This window comes from Rhizobium aureum (genome assembly GCF_030182495.1).
Classification (GTDB): Bacteria; Pseudomonadota; Alphaproteobacteria; order Rhizobiales; family Rhizobiaceae; genus Rhizobium; species Rhizobium tropici_C.
Map to the genome: position 1 here is coordinate 79,730 of NZ_JAQJCI010000012.1, position 13,122 is coordinate 92,851.

Below are 13,122 nucleotides of genomic sequence, written 5' to 3' on the forward strand. Positions count from 1 at the left end.
GGGCTAGGGTGAGGGGGTAACCAGCCAAAGACTCCATCCGCATCAACCCATCTTCCCCGGATTGAAAATTCCCGCCGGATCGAACTTTTCCTTCACGCGCGCAGACAGCAGCGCCACGGCTTCGGATTGCGGCTGGAACGCCGCTGTCGTCGCGCGGTGGGCCGGGGTGGCGCGCATCAAGGTTGCGTGCCCACCGCCGAGCGCGTGAATATAGCGCCTGAGCATATCGCCCTCCGGCTCCGCTTCCATGCGCATCCAGACAAGACCGCCCTGCCAATCGTAATAGGCATCGACGCCCTCCTCCAGGCGAAGGGCCGCGACAAGCTGGTGGCCGATGCTGGGGGCGACGGATGCCCGCCAGATCGGGCGCATCGTGCCATCGGCATAGGGTTTCACATCGCGGATCTCTCGCCAGAGCCTGCGGCTGACGTCCTCTTCGAGACGTTTGACGGGGCCGAGCCGGCCCATCGCTGCGGCCAGCTTTTCGGCCCTCACCGTGACGGAACCGGGAAGGCCCTCAATGCGCAGCACTGTCGCCTCCCCTTGCGGCATCGTGCCGTCGATGAAGGACCAGGCGACGGTCAGCGGCAGATGGGCGGCACCCGATACTTCGAGCGGCAGGGCCATGGCCGCCGCCATGGCATTGGCGGCCTCCGCATCGTTGAGGCCGGAGACAACGATCGTTTCCTCCGTCTTCGGCTTCGGCGGCACCCGGAAGGTCACCTCGGTCAATAGGCCGAGCGTACCGTGCGAGCCGGCCATCAGCTTGGCAAGATCAAGACCGGTGACATTCTTCATCACCCGCCCGCCGGCCTTGACGATCTCACCCCTGCCGTTGACGAAGCGGACGCCGAGCAGGCTGTCGCGCGCGGCACCGCTGACGAAACGGCGCGGGCCGGAGACATTGGCCGCGAAAATGCCGCCGATCGTCGGCTCGCCTTCGGTCGCCATCAGTGGCCTATGATCCATAGGCTCGAAGGCCATCATCTGGCCGGCCTCTGCAAGAGCGGCCTCGACCTCCGCGACCGGCGTGCCCGCACGCGCGGTCATGACCATCTCACCCGGATTATAGGCGACGGTGCCGGCAAGATCGCGCGACGACAGAACCGCTTCGGAGGCGACCGCGTTGCCGAAGCCGGACCGCGTGTTGCCGCCGACGATCGCGAGAGCCGCGCCACGCTCCGCATGATCGCTGATGATGGAGGCGGCTTCCTCCTCCGTTCTCGGATGAAACTCGGTCATGCGGCGTTGCGTCCGTCGAGCGGGAAGACCTTGGAAGGATTGAGGATCCAGTCGGGATCAAAAGCCGCACGGACCGACATCATCTGAGCGAGATCGACATCGGCATATTGGTGCCGCATCAGGTCGCGCTTCTCGATGCCGACGCCATGTTCACCGGTGAGGCAGCCGCCGGCATCGACGCAGAGCCGCAGGATGTCGTTGCCGGCCGCTTCCGCCTTGGCCGCCTCTTCGGGGTCATTGGCATTGAAGAGGATCAGCGGATGCATGTTGCCATCGCCGGCATGGAAGACATTGGCGACGCGCAGACCGTAGCCGTCGACGATCTCACCCGTCTTTTTCAGCACATAAGAGAGCTGACTGAGCGGCACGGTTCCGTCCATGCAGATATAATCGGCGATGCGTCCTGTGGCGCCGAAAGCGGATTTGCGGCCTTTCCAGATCAGGGCCGCCTCCGTCGCCGACTGGCATTCGCGGACCGTCTTGACCTGATGGGTCCGGGCGATAGCGACGATGCTCGCAAGCATGTCATCCATTTCCGCCTCCGACCCCTCCACCTCAACGATCAGCAAGGCCCCTACATCGAGGGGATAGCCGGCTTTGGCGAAGGCTTCGCAGATCTCGATCGCCGGCTTGTCCATGAACTCGATCGCGACTGGCACGATGCCGGCGGCGATGACATCGGCGACACAGGCGCCTGCTTCTTCGGAACTGTCGAAACCGAAGAGCACCGGCCGGGCACCTTCCGGCTTGGCGATGAGCCTGACCGTCGCCTCGGTGACGATGCCGAGCTGGCCTTCGGAGCCGCAGACGAGGCCGAGCAGATCGTAGCCCGCCGCATCCAGCGCCTTGCCGCCGAGATCGATGACGGTGCCGTCGGTCAACACCAGCTTGACGCCAAGCAGATTGTTGGTCGTGACGCCATATTTCAGGCAGTGGGCGCCGCCGGAATTCATACCGATATTGCCGCCGATGGTGCAGGCAAGCTGCGAGCTCGGGTCGGGCGCGTAGAAGAAGCCATCGGCCGAGACGCTTTCGGAGACGTGCAGGTTCGTCACGCCTGCCTGCACGGTCGCCGCGCGATTGGCATAATCGATATCGAGGATGCGGTTCATCTTGGAGAGCCCGAGAACGACGGCATCCTCCTGCGGGATGGCGCCGCCGGAAAGTGAGGTGCCAGCGCCGCGCGGAACGACGGGAATGCCATAGCGATGGCAATATTTCATCACGGCCGACACTTCAGCGGTCGAACGCGGCAAGGCGACGGCGAGCGGCAGGCGGCGATAGGACACGAACGCATCGGTTTCGAAGGGTACGAGTTCGCGCGGCTCGTGGATCAGGCATTCCGGCGCGAGAAGGTCGGTGAGATCGGCGACGATAGCGCTGCGGCGAGCCAGAACATCCGCACGCGGCTCCAGAAATGAAATGGCCTCAGCCATACCGTCCTCCTTCTGCATCCGATGTCGGACGCAGCCCCTTTTAGCGCATTACAGCCTTAGCGCTTTCCCAGGTTTGGAGCAAATGATAAGCATTTATTCCAAAACGGGAAATAATCGTGCATGACCAATTTAGGAGATCTCGAAATCTTCGCCAGCGTCGTCGCAACGGGCAGCATGTCGCTGACCGGCCGCGCGCTCGGTTTTTCGCCCGCCGTCATTTCCAAGCGCATCAAGCGGCTCGAAGACAGGCTCGGCACCCGACTTCTGCAGCGCACGACGCGGCAGATTTCGCTGACGGAGGCCGGCCAGGGTTTCTACGACCGCGTGCTCGCCATTCTTGCCGGCCTGGAAGAGGCGGAAGCCTATATTGCCGGCCGCTCCTCGCAGATGCACGGCACGCTGAAGATCTCCGCCCCGACATCCTTCGGACGATTGCATATCGCGCCGCATCTGAAATCCTTCATGCAGGCCCATCCGGACCTCGCAATCAATCTGGTGCTGAGCGACGAGTTCGTCGATATCGTCGGCGGAGGCTTCGATCTTGCCATCCGTATCGCCGAGCTCACCGATTCCAGCCTCGTCGCCCGCAGGCTCGCGCCGGTGCGCCGAGTGCTCTGCGCGTCACCTGCCTATATTGATGCGCATGGCATGCCCGAGGATATCGAGGATTTGCGCCGTCACACCTGCCTCCCCGCGCACAATCACGATCCCTGGCGGCTCGACGGTCCGCAGGGCAGCCTGACGTTCCGGCCGGAGGGCAGGCTGATCACCAATTCCAGCGAGGTTATCCGCGAAGCGGTCATCGCCGGCCTCGGCATCGCCCTGCGCTCGACCTGGGATATCGGCCCGGAGCTGCGCAACGGCCGACTCGTTCAGGTCCTGCCGGCCTATGAAGGCTCGCACAATGTCACGCTTTCGGCCGTTTACCCCAGCCGACAGTTCCTGCCGGCAAAAGTACGCGTTTTTATCGATTTTCTCGCGGAACTTTATGGCCCCCTTCCCTATTGGGAGCGATGAGAACCCTATCGAGGAGATCGTCGTGTCCGCGCCCGAGATCATTCGTTCCGATGTTGCCTCTGCCGCAACACGCTTCACCGTGGCTCTCGGCGATATCACCAAGCTTCCGGTCGATGCCATCGTCAATGCGGCCAACAGCAGCCTGCTCGGCGGCGGCGGTGTCGATGGCGCGATCCATCGCGCCGCCGGACCGGACCTGCTCGCCGAATGCCGGACGCTGAATGGCTGCAGAATCGGACAAGCGAAGATCACCATGGGATATCGCTTGCCGGCAAGGCATGTGATCCACACCGTCGGCCCTGTCTGGAATGGTGGCGATCATGACGAGGAGGCGCTGCTCGCCGGCTGTTATCGCAGCAGTCTCGGCCTTGCCCGGGAACGCGGGCTCAAAACCATTGCCTTCCCGGCGATCTCCACGGGCGTCTATCGCTTTCCCGCCGAGCCTGCAGCGGAAATCGCAATCCGCACCACCCTTGCCGAAAGCCAGGATGGCGCCTTCGAGGAGATCGTCTTCTGCTGCTTCGGTGACGACATGGCGGCGCTCTACGACCGATTGCTGCCGCAAGCGCTTGATGGAGCTGATGCTCAGCGCAATTCCAGGACAAGTGCGTAGCGGTTTTCCGTCCGGAATTGCGAGACAACAAAGAGATAGAGCGGTTCAGAGATTCCGTGAAAAGCTGAACCGTTCTAGCGCGCCAGATCGAGATAGGCGGAGGCGACCAAGGCGTCGATATCGGCCGGAACGGGAATGACGCAGGCTTCGCCGCCGAGGCCGCCCTTGGCGACCCGCTCCAGGCAACGGGCCTGCAGCGTAAATCCGAGATCCATGGATTCGATGGTATTGCCCAACGGACGCGGCCCGGCCAGATTGGCCATGTGGCCACCGCCGAGAATATGGAAGGTGCGGCCGTCACGCATACGCACCGTCTCGATCTGCTCGGCTTCGTAGCGGTCGGTACCGGCGACGTCCGGGCTGTTGCGGAAGCCTTCGGCATCGATCTCATGCGGGAAGTGACCGCCATTCATCAGGATCGCGCCGTCCCTGATCAAAGGCAGATCAGTTGCGGCGATGATATCTGGATAGCCGGTAACGGTGATCAGGATATCGGCGGAGCGGATCGCTACCTCGCGCAATGGCGTCGAGAAGCCATCGAGATGTGCCTCAAGCGTCGTAAACGGATCGATATCGACAACGCTGACCGTGGAAAAGGCGTTGCGAAAACACGCCGCCGTGCCCTTGCCGCAGGCGCCATAGCCGAAGACGGTGACGCGCTTGCCATTGGTGGAGCGATTGGTGAAACGCAGATAGCTCTCGAACAGGCTCTGGCCGACGGCATGCTTGTTTTCGGCGAATTGCTTGATCGGGCTGTCATTGATGACCAGGATCGGCATGTCGAGCCTGTCGCGCATCGGGATGAGCCGGGTACGGCCGGATGTGGTTTCCTCCGTGCCGCCGAGCAGATTGGCATAGGGCGTGTCGGCTGCTCGAGCGAAGAGATCGCCGCCATTGTCGAGCAGCAGATCGGGCTTTTCCGCCAGGATCGCATCAAGGCTTGCGCCGTGCTCCTCGGGATCGCGGGTCTGCGTCGCGAAGACCTTGATGCCCTGAGCACGAAGATAGTCGACCGTTTCCGGCTGCGTGCTGTTGAGATTGCCGGTGCAGACGAGATCAGCACCTCCGGCGCGCAGCGTCATCAGCAACGCGACCGTCTTCGGCTCGAGATGGATGCCGGTGCCGATGGTCAGGCCGGCAAAGGGCCGGGTGTCGCGAAATTCCGCCGCCGTGGCCGCCAGCAGCCGGCAACTGCGCGCCACCCAGTCGATACGGGAAAGAGAAGAGGATTGATCCATGTTGCGCTCCTGCCGGCTGGTTCCATATGCGATCTGGCATGGCTGGAGGTTGGCTGTCGATGGACATTGCAATGCATCGCATGGCAGAAAATCTGCCATATGGATCCGATCGGGCAGGTGCCTCGCTAAACCCCTTCGGCCCCTGCCCTGCTCAACCAATCGGCGAGCCGGATGAGAGCCGGATCCTTCACATCGCTGCTGCGGATGCTGAGGCTGTAGCCGGCCGGCCTTCGAATGAAGCCGTAGGGCGCCATCAATGTGCCCCGATCGATATCCTCACCGACCGCCGTGCGCGGCGCGATGGCAATACCAAGCCCGGAACGTGCGGCTCCGATCGCGAGCAGCAGATCCTCGAATTCGCGATTGCCGGCAAAGCGGAGGGGAGCGTGACCGCTTTCGGCAAACCAATCCTGCCATAAGCTCGGGGCGGAACGGCTTGCGAGCGCGACAGCCCCGGCGAGCGCTGAGACATCGGCTGAAAGACCAAGGCCATCGGCGAGCGCCGGCGTCGCGACCGGCCCGAATTCATCCTCCATGAAGCGGATCGCGGTGATATCACGCGTCGGCCGGTATTCACCGCCCATGATGACGGCTTCGAGATCCGGCCGCTTGGCCAAAGGCTCCACCGCTGCCATCGGCACGATGTCTACATCGATATCCTGAAGCGCTGCCTGCAGGCCGGCGACGCGCGGCATCAGCCACCAGACCGCGAAGGCCGAGGGGACCCCAAGTCGGATGGACCGCCTGCCTTCGATCGATAGGTCTGCCGCAGCCCGCGCCAGGATGCCAAGGGCGACACCGACCGAATCAGCGAAAGTCCTGCCCTTCGCCGTCAGCACCAGCCTCCCATTTTCCCGGTGGAACAAGGCCATGCCGAAATGGGCTTCCAGCAGATTCAACTGCTGTCTGACGGCGCCGCGCACGACCCCAAGCTCGTCGGCTGCCTTCAGAATGCTGCCTCGCCGCGCCACCGCGTCGAAAGCGCGCAATGCATTCAAAGGTGGCAAGCGTCGGGGTAGGCGTTCTGACATGACAAGAATTTATCTTTTTTCCCAGTATGATAGCGACGGTGTTCAAGCAACTGCGCCATCTGCGGCATAAAAATGCTGTTCAATGTCGTTTTCAGCACAACAGCTGGCGAATATCAGAAAACAGACCTTTTGTTTTTTATCTACGCAGTACTGAATAAATATGTGGGGAAATACCATATAGCATTATATGCATCGCAATTTTTTTCCTCCCGATGTTATTATGCAACCTGAGCTTCACTCCAGCCCAAAAGGTGATCCGACAATTGGCCTTTCTCAACCGTATAGCGAATGACGTGCAGCTTATGTTTCGGCGCCCGCCGCGACAACAATATGCTGCGCTTTGCTATCGATTGAAGAAGAAAACGGGTGATCTCGAAGTGTTGCTGCTGACCAGCCGCGATACCGGCCGCTGGGTCATTCCCAAGGGCTGGCCCATGCCGGGCAAGCTTTCCCATGAGGTCGCCGCCCGCGAAGCCTATGAAGAGGCCGGCGTACGCGGCACTGTGGAAACGGAACCGCTCGGCTCGTTCGGTTACGACAAGATGCTGAGGGACGGCATTCAGGTGCCATGCCGCGTGCAGGTCTATGCGCTCGAAGTCAACGAGCTCGCCAAGCAATTCAAGGAAAAAGGCGAGCGCTCCCTGGAGTGGGTCTCCTGCGACGTGGCCGCCGAACGCGTTCGCGAACCGGAACTGCGCGATCTCATCGTCGCCTTCGCACGGCGGATGACGGCGGCTTCCGCCGCAACCCAGGCGAAATAAGCCACATTAGTCACAAAAAACTGTGCCAGTGTGTATGGCGGATATTGCGTGCCCCGTCACGCCGCGCAATACGAGAGTTTTGACCCAGAGAATTGCATGCCCGACCGACCGGCCACACCCATAAAAAGGACGCTCGACAAGGACCTCGACAAGTTCACCTATGTCGAGGACGCGACCCATCACGTCGCGAGGCGCCTCGTGGCGCCGGGCATCGGCCTGATCTTCCTCGGCCTCGCCATGGTCTTCGCCGGCATCTACGTGCTCGACCAGCCGAGCGCGACGCTGATCCTTGCCGCCGTCGGCCTTGCCGGCTACATGGCCATGAACATCGGCGCGAAGGACGTTGCCAACAATGTCGGAGCGGCGGTCGGCGCGCGCGCGATCACCATGACGCAGGCGCTGGTCATGGCGGCCATTTTCGAAATCCTCGGCGCGACGATTGCCGGCGGCCCCGTCATCAACACCATCTCCGCGCATATCGTCGACACCAATCGTATCATCAGTATCGGCAAGCTTGCCTGGCTGATGATGGCCGCACTTCTCGCCGCGGCACTCTGGATCAATTTCGCAACCTGGCTGAAGGCGCCCGTTTCGACCACGCATACGATTGTCGGGGCCGTGGTCGGCGCGGGAGCCGCAGCGGTCGGCCCGGAACTGGTGAACTGGAACCTTCTCGCGGCGATCTCCGCCGGCTGGGTCGTGACACCTTTCCTTGGCGGCGCCATCGCTGCCAGCATCCTGTTCTTCATCGAGAGCTTCATCGTCTATCGCGACGACAAGATCGCCGCTGCCAGATACTGGATCCCCATCCTGATCGGTCTGATGGCCGGCGCTTTCTCGGGCTATCTCGTGGTTCAGCTCGAGCCCAAGGGCACGATACCCAATATCCTCAACCTTGCGATCGGCATCATTGTCGGCATGGGCGCCTGGCTGGCGGCGCGGCCGCTCGTGGCGGCACAATCCCTCGGGCTTGAAAACAAGAACAGCTCGCTGCGCAAGCTTTTCCGCCTGCCGCTGATCTGCTCGGCGGCGCTGATGTCCTTTGCGCACGGCGCCAACGACGTCGCCAATGCCATCGGACCGCTGTCGGCGATCGTGCGCGATATCGGCCTCGGCGGCTCGCTCGGCGTGGTTGCCGAGACGACCACGCAGAAGGCGCCCTTCTGGGTCGTGATGATCGGCGGCTGCGGCATTTCCGTCGGCGTGCTGCTTTACGGCCCGCGACTCATCCGCCTGCTCGGCGAGCAGATCACCAAACTCAATCCGATGCGGGCCTATTGCGTTGCCGTATCCGCAGCGCTCACCGTCATCGTCGCGGCCTGGTTCGGTTTCCCGGTGAGTTCGACCCACATTACCGTCGGCGCCGTTTTCGGCGTCGGCTTCTTTCGCGAGTGGTACACCGTCCGCTCCAGGAGGCGATTTGACTATATGCGCAAGAAGGCCGAAGCCGCGGGCATTCCCTGGCTTGAACCGGAAATCACGGATGAGCGCAATCCGGACGAGATCCATCGGCGGCGTCTGGTGCGCCGTTCGCATTTCATGACCATCGTCGCGGCCTGGGCGATCACCGTGCCGGTCGCAGCCCTGCTTGCCGCCACCGTATATTGGGTTATGGTCGCGCTCTTCATTTAGGACGGTTCTGCTCACCGGATCTGCGAACCGCTCGATCTCATTGTTCCAAGCAATTCCGGGGGTAATTCATGCGCGCCAATTTCCGCATGCAGCGGCTGTTCATGACCGCAGACATCAAGGCAGGCATCGCCATCGAGACCGATCAGGATCAGTTCAATTATCTCGCCAACGTGCTGCGCATGGAGGATGGCGCCGAACTGCTTCTATTCAACGGCCGCGACGGTGAGTGGAAAGCAAGCATCTCCTTCCCAACCCGCAAACGCATCCTGCTGACGCCCGCCGAGCAAACGAGACCGCAGCCCGCTCCCTCCGACCTGCACTATCTCTTCGCGCCGCTGAAGGTCGGACGGCTCGATTATCTCGTGCAGAAGGCGGTGGAAATGGGTGCAGGCCTGCTGCAGCCGGTCATGACGCAGCACGTGCAGGGCAAGATCACCAATCTGGACAAGGTCAAGGCCAATGTCATCGAAGCCGCGGAGCAATGCGGCATTCTCGGCATCCCGGACGTGGCCGAGCCGGTAAAGCTTGCCGACCTGCTTGCCCGCTGGCCGCACGAGCGTCGCATCATCTATTGCGACGAAGGCGATGCCGGCCAAAATCCGCTGCCGCTGCTGACACAGGTGAAGGAGAAGCATCTGGCGCTGCTGGTTGGCCCCGAAGGCGGCTTTTCGGAAGAGGAGCGTGCTCTTCTGCGCAGCCTCGATTTCGTCACGGCCATTCCCCTGGGGCCGCGCATTTTGCGCGCCGATACGGCCGCCGTTGCCGCCATGGCGGTCATCCAGGCTGTCATAGGCGACTGGGACTGAGCCTTCACTCCAAAACAGCGACGATGGTCGCAACGACCAGCAGGACCGCCAGCGAGATGTTGACGATCCGCGAGGTCCTCGGATTTTGGAGAAAGCGGGACAGCGAAGCGCCGACAAGAAGCCACACCATGTGGATTGCGACGATCATTCCCGTGAGCAGCACGATCTTGACGGCGGCGTCGAGCAATCTCTGATCATGAAACAGGCTGACCCCGGCAAAGACGGCAGCAATCGCCAGATAGGCCTTGGGATTGGCAACCGCCAGCAGGAAGCCGCCGGAGAAGGCCGGAGCCGCAGCCCGATCGTCGCGGCGCGACAGCGGCGGCGCGGTGGCGATCTTGAAGGCGAGATACAGGATATAGACGGCCGAGACCGCCGTCAGCAGGAAGGCACCATGCGGCACCGACAGCAGGATCGCAACGACGCCGGCGGCCACGGCCAGCAAGACCGCCACAGTGCCCGCGATCAGGCCGGAGACATAACCGAGCGAGCGCCGGAAGCCATAGGCCGCTCCCATCGCAGTGGCGCTGATCGTCGAAGGGCCTGGGCTTCCCATGATGACCAGCGAGGCCAGAAGCAAAGTCAATATGGGATAGTAAAGCGCGTTCGGGCCGTTCATCGATATGCTCCGCTTGATGTCAATCGAAGCAAAACTATCCGTGCTCACGGCGAAACGTCTTGAACGCTTGTGCAAATAGGACGGCGGCTGGCACGGCTGTGATGCACTGGCGAGACACAAAATCCTATTTTTTTGAACGACCCTTGAAAGAAATTCACTTGCACCGTACGTCAATCCGCGTCAATCACCCTCCTATTGACCTGCGGCTTGCGCGGGTTCTTCTCCGAGATCTAAGGTAATACCATGGCGCGCGATACCACCGACCAGACTCCGCTCTCCTCGGTCTCGGAAATGACGGCCTATCTGGCTGCCGGCAGCAAGCCGAAGGAGAAATTCCGCATCGGCACGGAACACGAGAAATTCGTGTTCTTCCGCGCCGACAACAGCCCTGTGCCCTATTTCGGCGAGGCCAGTATCTCCGCGCTCTTGAAGGGGCTGCAGGCAAAGTGCGGCTGGGATCCGATCATGGACGGTGACAACATCATCGGGCTCGGTGAACCCTCGGGCATGGGCGCGATCTCGATCGAACCGGGCGGGCAGTTCGAACTCTCCGGCGCGCCGCTCGAAACCATTCACCAGACCTGCAAAGAATCGAATGCCCATCTAGCGACGGTGCGCGAAATCGCCGAGCCGATGGGCATCCGCTTCCTCGGCATCGGCGGCAGCCCGAAATGGACGCTCGCCGAAACGCCGCGCATGCCGAAATCGCGCTACGAGATCATGACACGCTACATGCCGAAGGTCGGCACCATGGGTCTCGACATGATGTACCGCACCTGCACCATCCAGGTGAACCTCGACTTCTCCTCGGAAGCGGATATGCGCCGCAAGATGCGCGTCTCGATGAAGCTGCAGTCGCTGGCAACGGCGCTTTTCGCCTCCTCGCCCTTCACCGATGGCAAGCCGAACGGGCTTTCCTCCTGGCGCGGCGAAATCTGGAAAGATACAGACAACCGCCGCGGCGGCCTGCTCGATTTCACCTTCCGCGACGATTTCGGCTTTGAAGACTATGTGAAGTGGGCGCTCGACGTTCCCATGTATTTCGTCGTTCGCGACGGCCGCTACCACGACTGTACGCATGTCACTTTCCGCCAGTTCATGGACGGTGCGCTGAAGGGCGAGATCGCCGATTGGCAACCGACGATGGGCGACTGGACAAACCATCTCTCGACGCTGTTCCCCGATGTCCGCCTCAAGCGCTTCCTCGAAATGCGCGGCGCGGATGGCGGCCCCTGGCGCCGCATCTGTGCGCTGCCGGCCTTCTGGGTCGGCCTGCTCTATGACGACGAGGCACTGGCGGCCGCCGACGAGCTGACCAGGGACTGGAACTTCCAAGAGGTCAACGCGCTGCGGAACGTGGTGCCGACACAGGGCCTGAAGGCGGCGATCAAAGGCCATGGCCTGCTCGACGTGGCACGCGAAGTGGTCGGCATTTCCCGCCTCGGCCTGAAGAATCGCAATCGCCTGAACGGCGACGGGCAGGATGAAACCGTCTTCCTTTCGCCGCTCGATGAGGTGCTCGCCAAGAAGGGCACGCTCGCCGACGATCTGCTGATGCTCTACAACGGCCGCTGGAACCAGTCGGTCGAACCGATCTTCGAGGAATATCAGTACTGATAGCCGGTCGGCTGCTGTCATCGTCTCGGTGAGAGGACGGCAGAAACCGGTATGCGCTCTCTTTTTTCCGCTATACTATCGGAATCAAGCGCCGCCTGATTCCGAAGCGGCCTCATAGCGGGGAAAGGGACTTCGATGCTGCCACTCTTCGACATGATGATGCAGGCACAGAACGGCGCCGCCACGGAGGCCATGGCCAAGCAGTTCAATCTGGCGCAGGAGCAGGCGACGAAAGCGATGGCCGCGGTGATGCCGGCCTTTTCCTCCGGCTTCAAGCGCAGCGCCACCGATCCCTACAATTTCGTCGGCGTCATGCGGGATATCTCGTCCGGCAATTATGCCAAATATTTCGAGGACATGACCAAGGCCTTTACGCCCGAGGGCATTGCCGACGGCAATGCGGTGCTCGGAAGGCTGTTCGGCTCGAAGGAGGTTTCCCGCGCGGTCGCTGCCCAGGCTGCGCAGATGACCGGCATAGGCCAGGAGATCTACAAGCGCATGCTGCCGGCCATGGCGGATACGCTGATGGGCGGTCTCTTCAAGGAAACCAGCGGCCAGATCCCGCAGATGGCCAATCCCTTCCTCAACACCGATATGGGCGAAATGATGCAGGGCTGGCTGCAGAGCATCGGCTTTGCGCCCAAGCAGCAGCCGACGCCGCAGGCAAGCATCTTCGATAACCCCTTCACCCAGGCGATGGAGCTGATGTTCGGCGCCGATTCGGTCAAGCGCGAGAAGCCGGCGCCGACCAATCCGTTTCTCGACAATCCCTTTGCCAAGGCTTTCCAGGACATGATGAAGAACTTCCCGATGCCGGCGGAGCCGCCGAAGGAAGAGCCAAAGGCCAAGCCTGCCGCCGGCGTTGACATGGCCGCTTATACCGAAATGTTCAACGCCATGTTCGACAGCGGCCTGGAAGTGCAGAAGAGCTATCAGAAGAACATGGAAGCGATCTTCGACAGCTATTTGAACACGCAGGACAAGCCGGCATCCAAACAGGAGTGACGGCGGGTCGCCACTTCCGACCCCATCGATTGTTCGCAATTCCGCACAGCCCGTGCGCATTGCGCCCGCTTATCACACACCGAAGCTGAGCCTATTTCTGCTTTC

General features: G+C 61.8%; 12 protein-coding genes. 7 read left to right on the plus strand and 5 right to left on the minus strand.

The features are described 5' to 3' along the window. Positions 1 to 42: 42 nt before the first annotated feature. Positions 43 to 1,242, minus strand: a complete 1,200-nt coding sequence (locus PH552_RS23595) for an FAD-binding protein (protein WP_112344386.1) — start codon at positions 1,240 to 1,242, stop codon at positions 43 to 45. Beyond that, complete coding sequence (locus PH552_RS23600; protein WP_112344385.1) at positions 1,239 to 2,678, minus strand: FAD-binding oxidoreductase; 1,440 nt, start codon at positions 2,676 to 2,678, stop codon at positions 1,239 to 1,241. The genes PH552_RS23595 and PH552_RS23600 overlap by 4 nt, the downstream gene beginning before the upstream one ends. A 120-nt stretch (positions 2,679 to 2,798) precedes the next feature. On the opposite strand from PH552_RS23600, the gene PH552_RS23605 reads away from it, so the two are divergent. Together PH552_RS23605 and PH552_RS23610 are read left to right on the plus strand one after the other, a co-directional pair. Further along, positions 2,799 to 3,695 (plus strand): LysR family transcriptional regulator, encoded by an 897-nt coding sequence (locus tag PH552_RS23605; protein WP_112344384.1) that lies wholly within the window; start codon positions 2,799 to 2,801, stop codon positions 3,693 to 3,695. 22 nt (positions 3,696 to 3,717) lie between these two features. Further along, entirely contained in the window at positions 3,718 to 4,308 is a 591-nt protein-coding gene (locus PH552_RS23610; RefSeq protein ID WP_113250971.1) for an O-acetyl-ADP-ribose deacetylase, read from the plus strand. A gap of 74 nt (positions 4,309 to 4,382) precedes the next feature. On the opposite strand, the gene PH552_RS23615 is transcribed toward PH552_RS23610, so the two are convergent. Together PH552_RS23615 and PH552_RS23620 are read right to left on the minus strand one after the other, a co-directional pair. After that, on the minus strand, positions 4,383 to 5,546 hold the full coding sequence (locus PH552_RS23615; protein WP_285166317.1) for an adenosylhomocysteinase: 1,164 nt from the start codon (positions 5,544 to 5,546) through the stop codon (positions 4,383 to 4,385). Between the two features lie 125 nt (positions 5,547 to 5,671). Next, positions 5,672 to 6,577 (minus strand): LysR substrate-binding domain-containing protein, encoded by a 906-nt coding sequence (locus PH552_RS23620; RefSeq protein WP_112344381.1) that lies wholly within the window; start codon positions 6,575 to 6,577, stop codon positions 5,672 to 5,674. A gap of 302 nt (positions 6,578 to 6,879) precedes the next feature. Here PH552_RS23620 and PH552_RS23625 point away from each other — a divergent pair, with 302 nt between their 5' ends. The 3 genes from PH552_RS23625 to PH552_RS23635 all read left to right on the plus strand — a co-directional run bounded on the left by PH552_RS23625 (position 6,880) and on the right by PH552_RS23635 (position 9,776). Next, positions 6,880 to 7,338, plus strand: a complete 459-nt coding sequence (locus PH552_RS23625; RefSeq protein WP_432422028.1) for an NUDIX hydrolase — start codon at positions 6,880 to 6,882, stop codon at positions 7,336 to 7,338. 96 nt (positions 7,339 to 7,434) lie between these two features. Beyond that, complete coding sequence (locus PH552_RS23630; protein ID WP_112344379.1) at positions 7,435 to 8,970, plus strand: inorganic phosphate transporter; 1,536 nt, start codon at positions 7,435 to 7,437, stop codon at positions 8,968 to 8,970. 68 nt (positions 8,971 to 9,038) lie between these two features. Next, positions 9,039 to 9,776: a 16S rRNA (uracil(1498)-N(3))-methyltransferase gene (locus PH552_RS23635; RefSeq protein WP_112344378.1), complete on the plus strand. Its 738-nt coding sequence runs from the start codon at positions 9,039 to 9,041 to the stop codon at positions 9,774 to 9,776. A gap of 4 nt (positions 9,777 to 9,780) precedes the next feature. Here the strand turns inward: PH552_RS23635 and PH552_RS23640 are convergent, their stop codons facing one another. Beyond that, a complete protein-coding gene (locus tag PH552_RS23640; RefSeq protein WP_112344377.1) occupies positions 9,781 to 10,395 on the minus strand; it encodes a LysE family translocator in 615 nt (204 codons plus the stop codon). A gap of 243 nt (positions 10,396 to 10,638) precedes the next feature. Here PH552_RS23640 and PH552_RS23645 point away from each other — a divergent pair, with 243 nt between their 5' ends. Both PH552_RS23645 and PH552_RS23650 read left to right on the plus strand, forming a co-directional pair. Next, positions 10,639 to 12,012, plus strand: a complete 1,374-nt coding sequence (locus PH552_RS23645) for a glutamate--cysteine ligase (protein ID WP_113250972.1) — start codon at positions 10,639 to 10,641, stop codon at positions 12,010 to 12,012. A gap of 135 nt (positions 12,013 to 12,147) precedes the next feature. Then, on the plus strand, positions 12,148 to 13,017 hold the full coding sequence (locus PH552_RS23650) for a DUF937 domain-containing protein (protein ID WP_183763230.1): 870 nt from the start codon (positions 12,148 to 12,150) through the stop codon (positions 13,015 to 13,017). The last annotated feature ends 105 nt before the right edge of the window (positions 13,018 to 13,122 follow it).

What these genes read in the sequence shown, in the direction of transcription:
- PH552_RS23645 (WP_113250972.1), top strand. Translation starts at nt 10,639, where the DNA reads ATGGCGCGCGATACCACCGACCAGACTCCGCTCTCCTCGGTCTCGGAA.
- PH552_RS23600 (WP_112344385.1), bottom strand. Translation starts at nt 2,678, where the DNA reads ATGGCTGAGGCCATTTCATTTCTGGAGCCGCGTGCGGATGTTCTGGCT.
- PH552_RS23635 (WP_112344378.1), top strand. Translation starts at nt 9,039, where the DNA reads ATGCGCGCCAATTTCCGCATGCAGCGGCTGTTCATGACCGCAGACATC.
- PH552_RS23625 (WP_432422028.1), top strand. Translation starts at nt 6,880, where the DNA reads ATGTTTCGGCGCCCGCCGCGACAACAATATGCTGCGCTTTGCTATCGA.
- PH552_RS23605 (WP_112344384.1), top strand. Translation starts at nt 2,799, where the DNA reads ATGACCAATTTAGGAGATCTCGAAATCTTCGCCAGCGTCGTCGCAACG.
- PH552_RS23650 (WP_183763230.1), top strand. Translation starts at nt 12,148, where the DNA reads ATGCTGCCACTCTTCGACATGATGATGCAGGCACAGAACGGCGCCGCC.
- PH552_RS23620 (WP_112344381.1), bottom strand. Translation starts at nt 6,577, where the DNA reads ATGTCAGAACGCCTACCCCGACGCTTGCCACCTTTGAATGCATTGCGC.
- PH552_RS23630 (WP_112344379.1), top strand. Translation starts at nt 7,435, where the DNA reads ATGCCCGACCGACCGGCCACACCCATAAAAAGGACGCTCGACAAGGAC.
- PH552_RS23640 (WP_112344377.1), bottom strand. Translation starts at nt 10,395, where the DNA reads ATGAACGGCCCGAACGCGCTTTACTATCCCATATTGACTTTGCTTCTG.
- PH552_RS23595 (WP_112344386.1), bottom strand. Translation starts at nt 1,242, where the DNA reads ATGACCGAGTTTCATCCGAGAACGGAGGAGGAAGCCGCCTCCATCATC.
- PH552_RS23615 (WP_285166317.1), bottom strand. Translation starts at nt 5,546, where the DNA reads ATGGATCAATCCTCTTCTCTTTCCCGTATCGACTGGGTGGCGCGCAGT.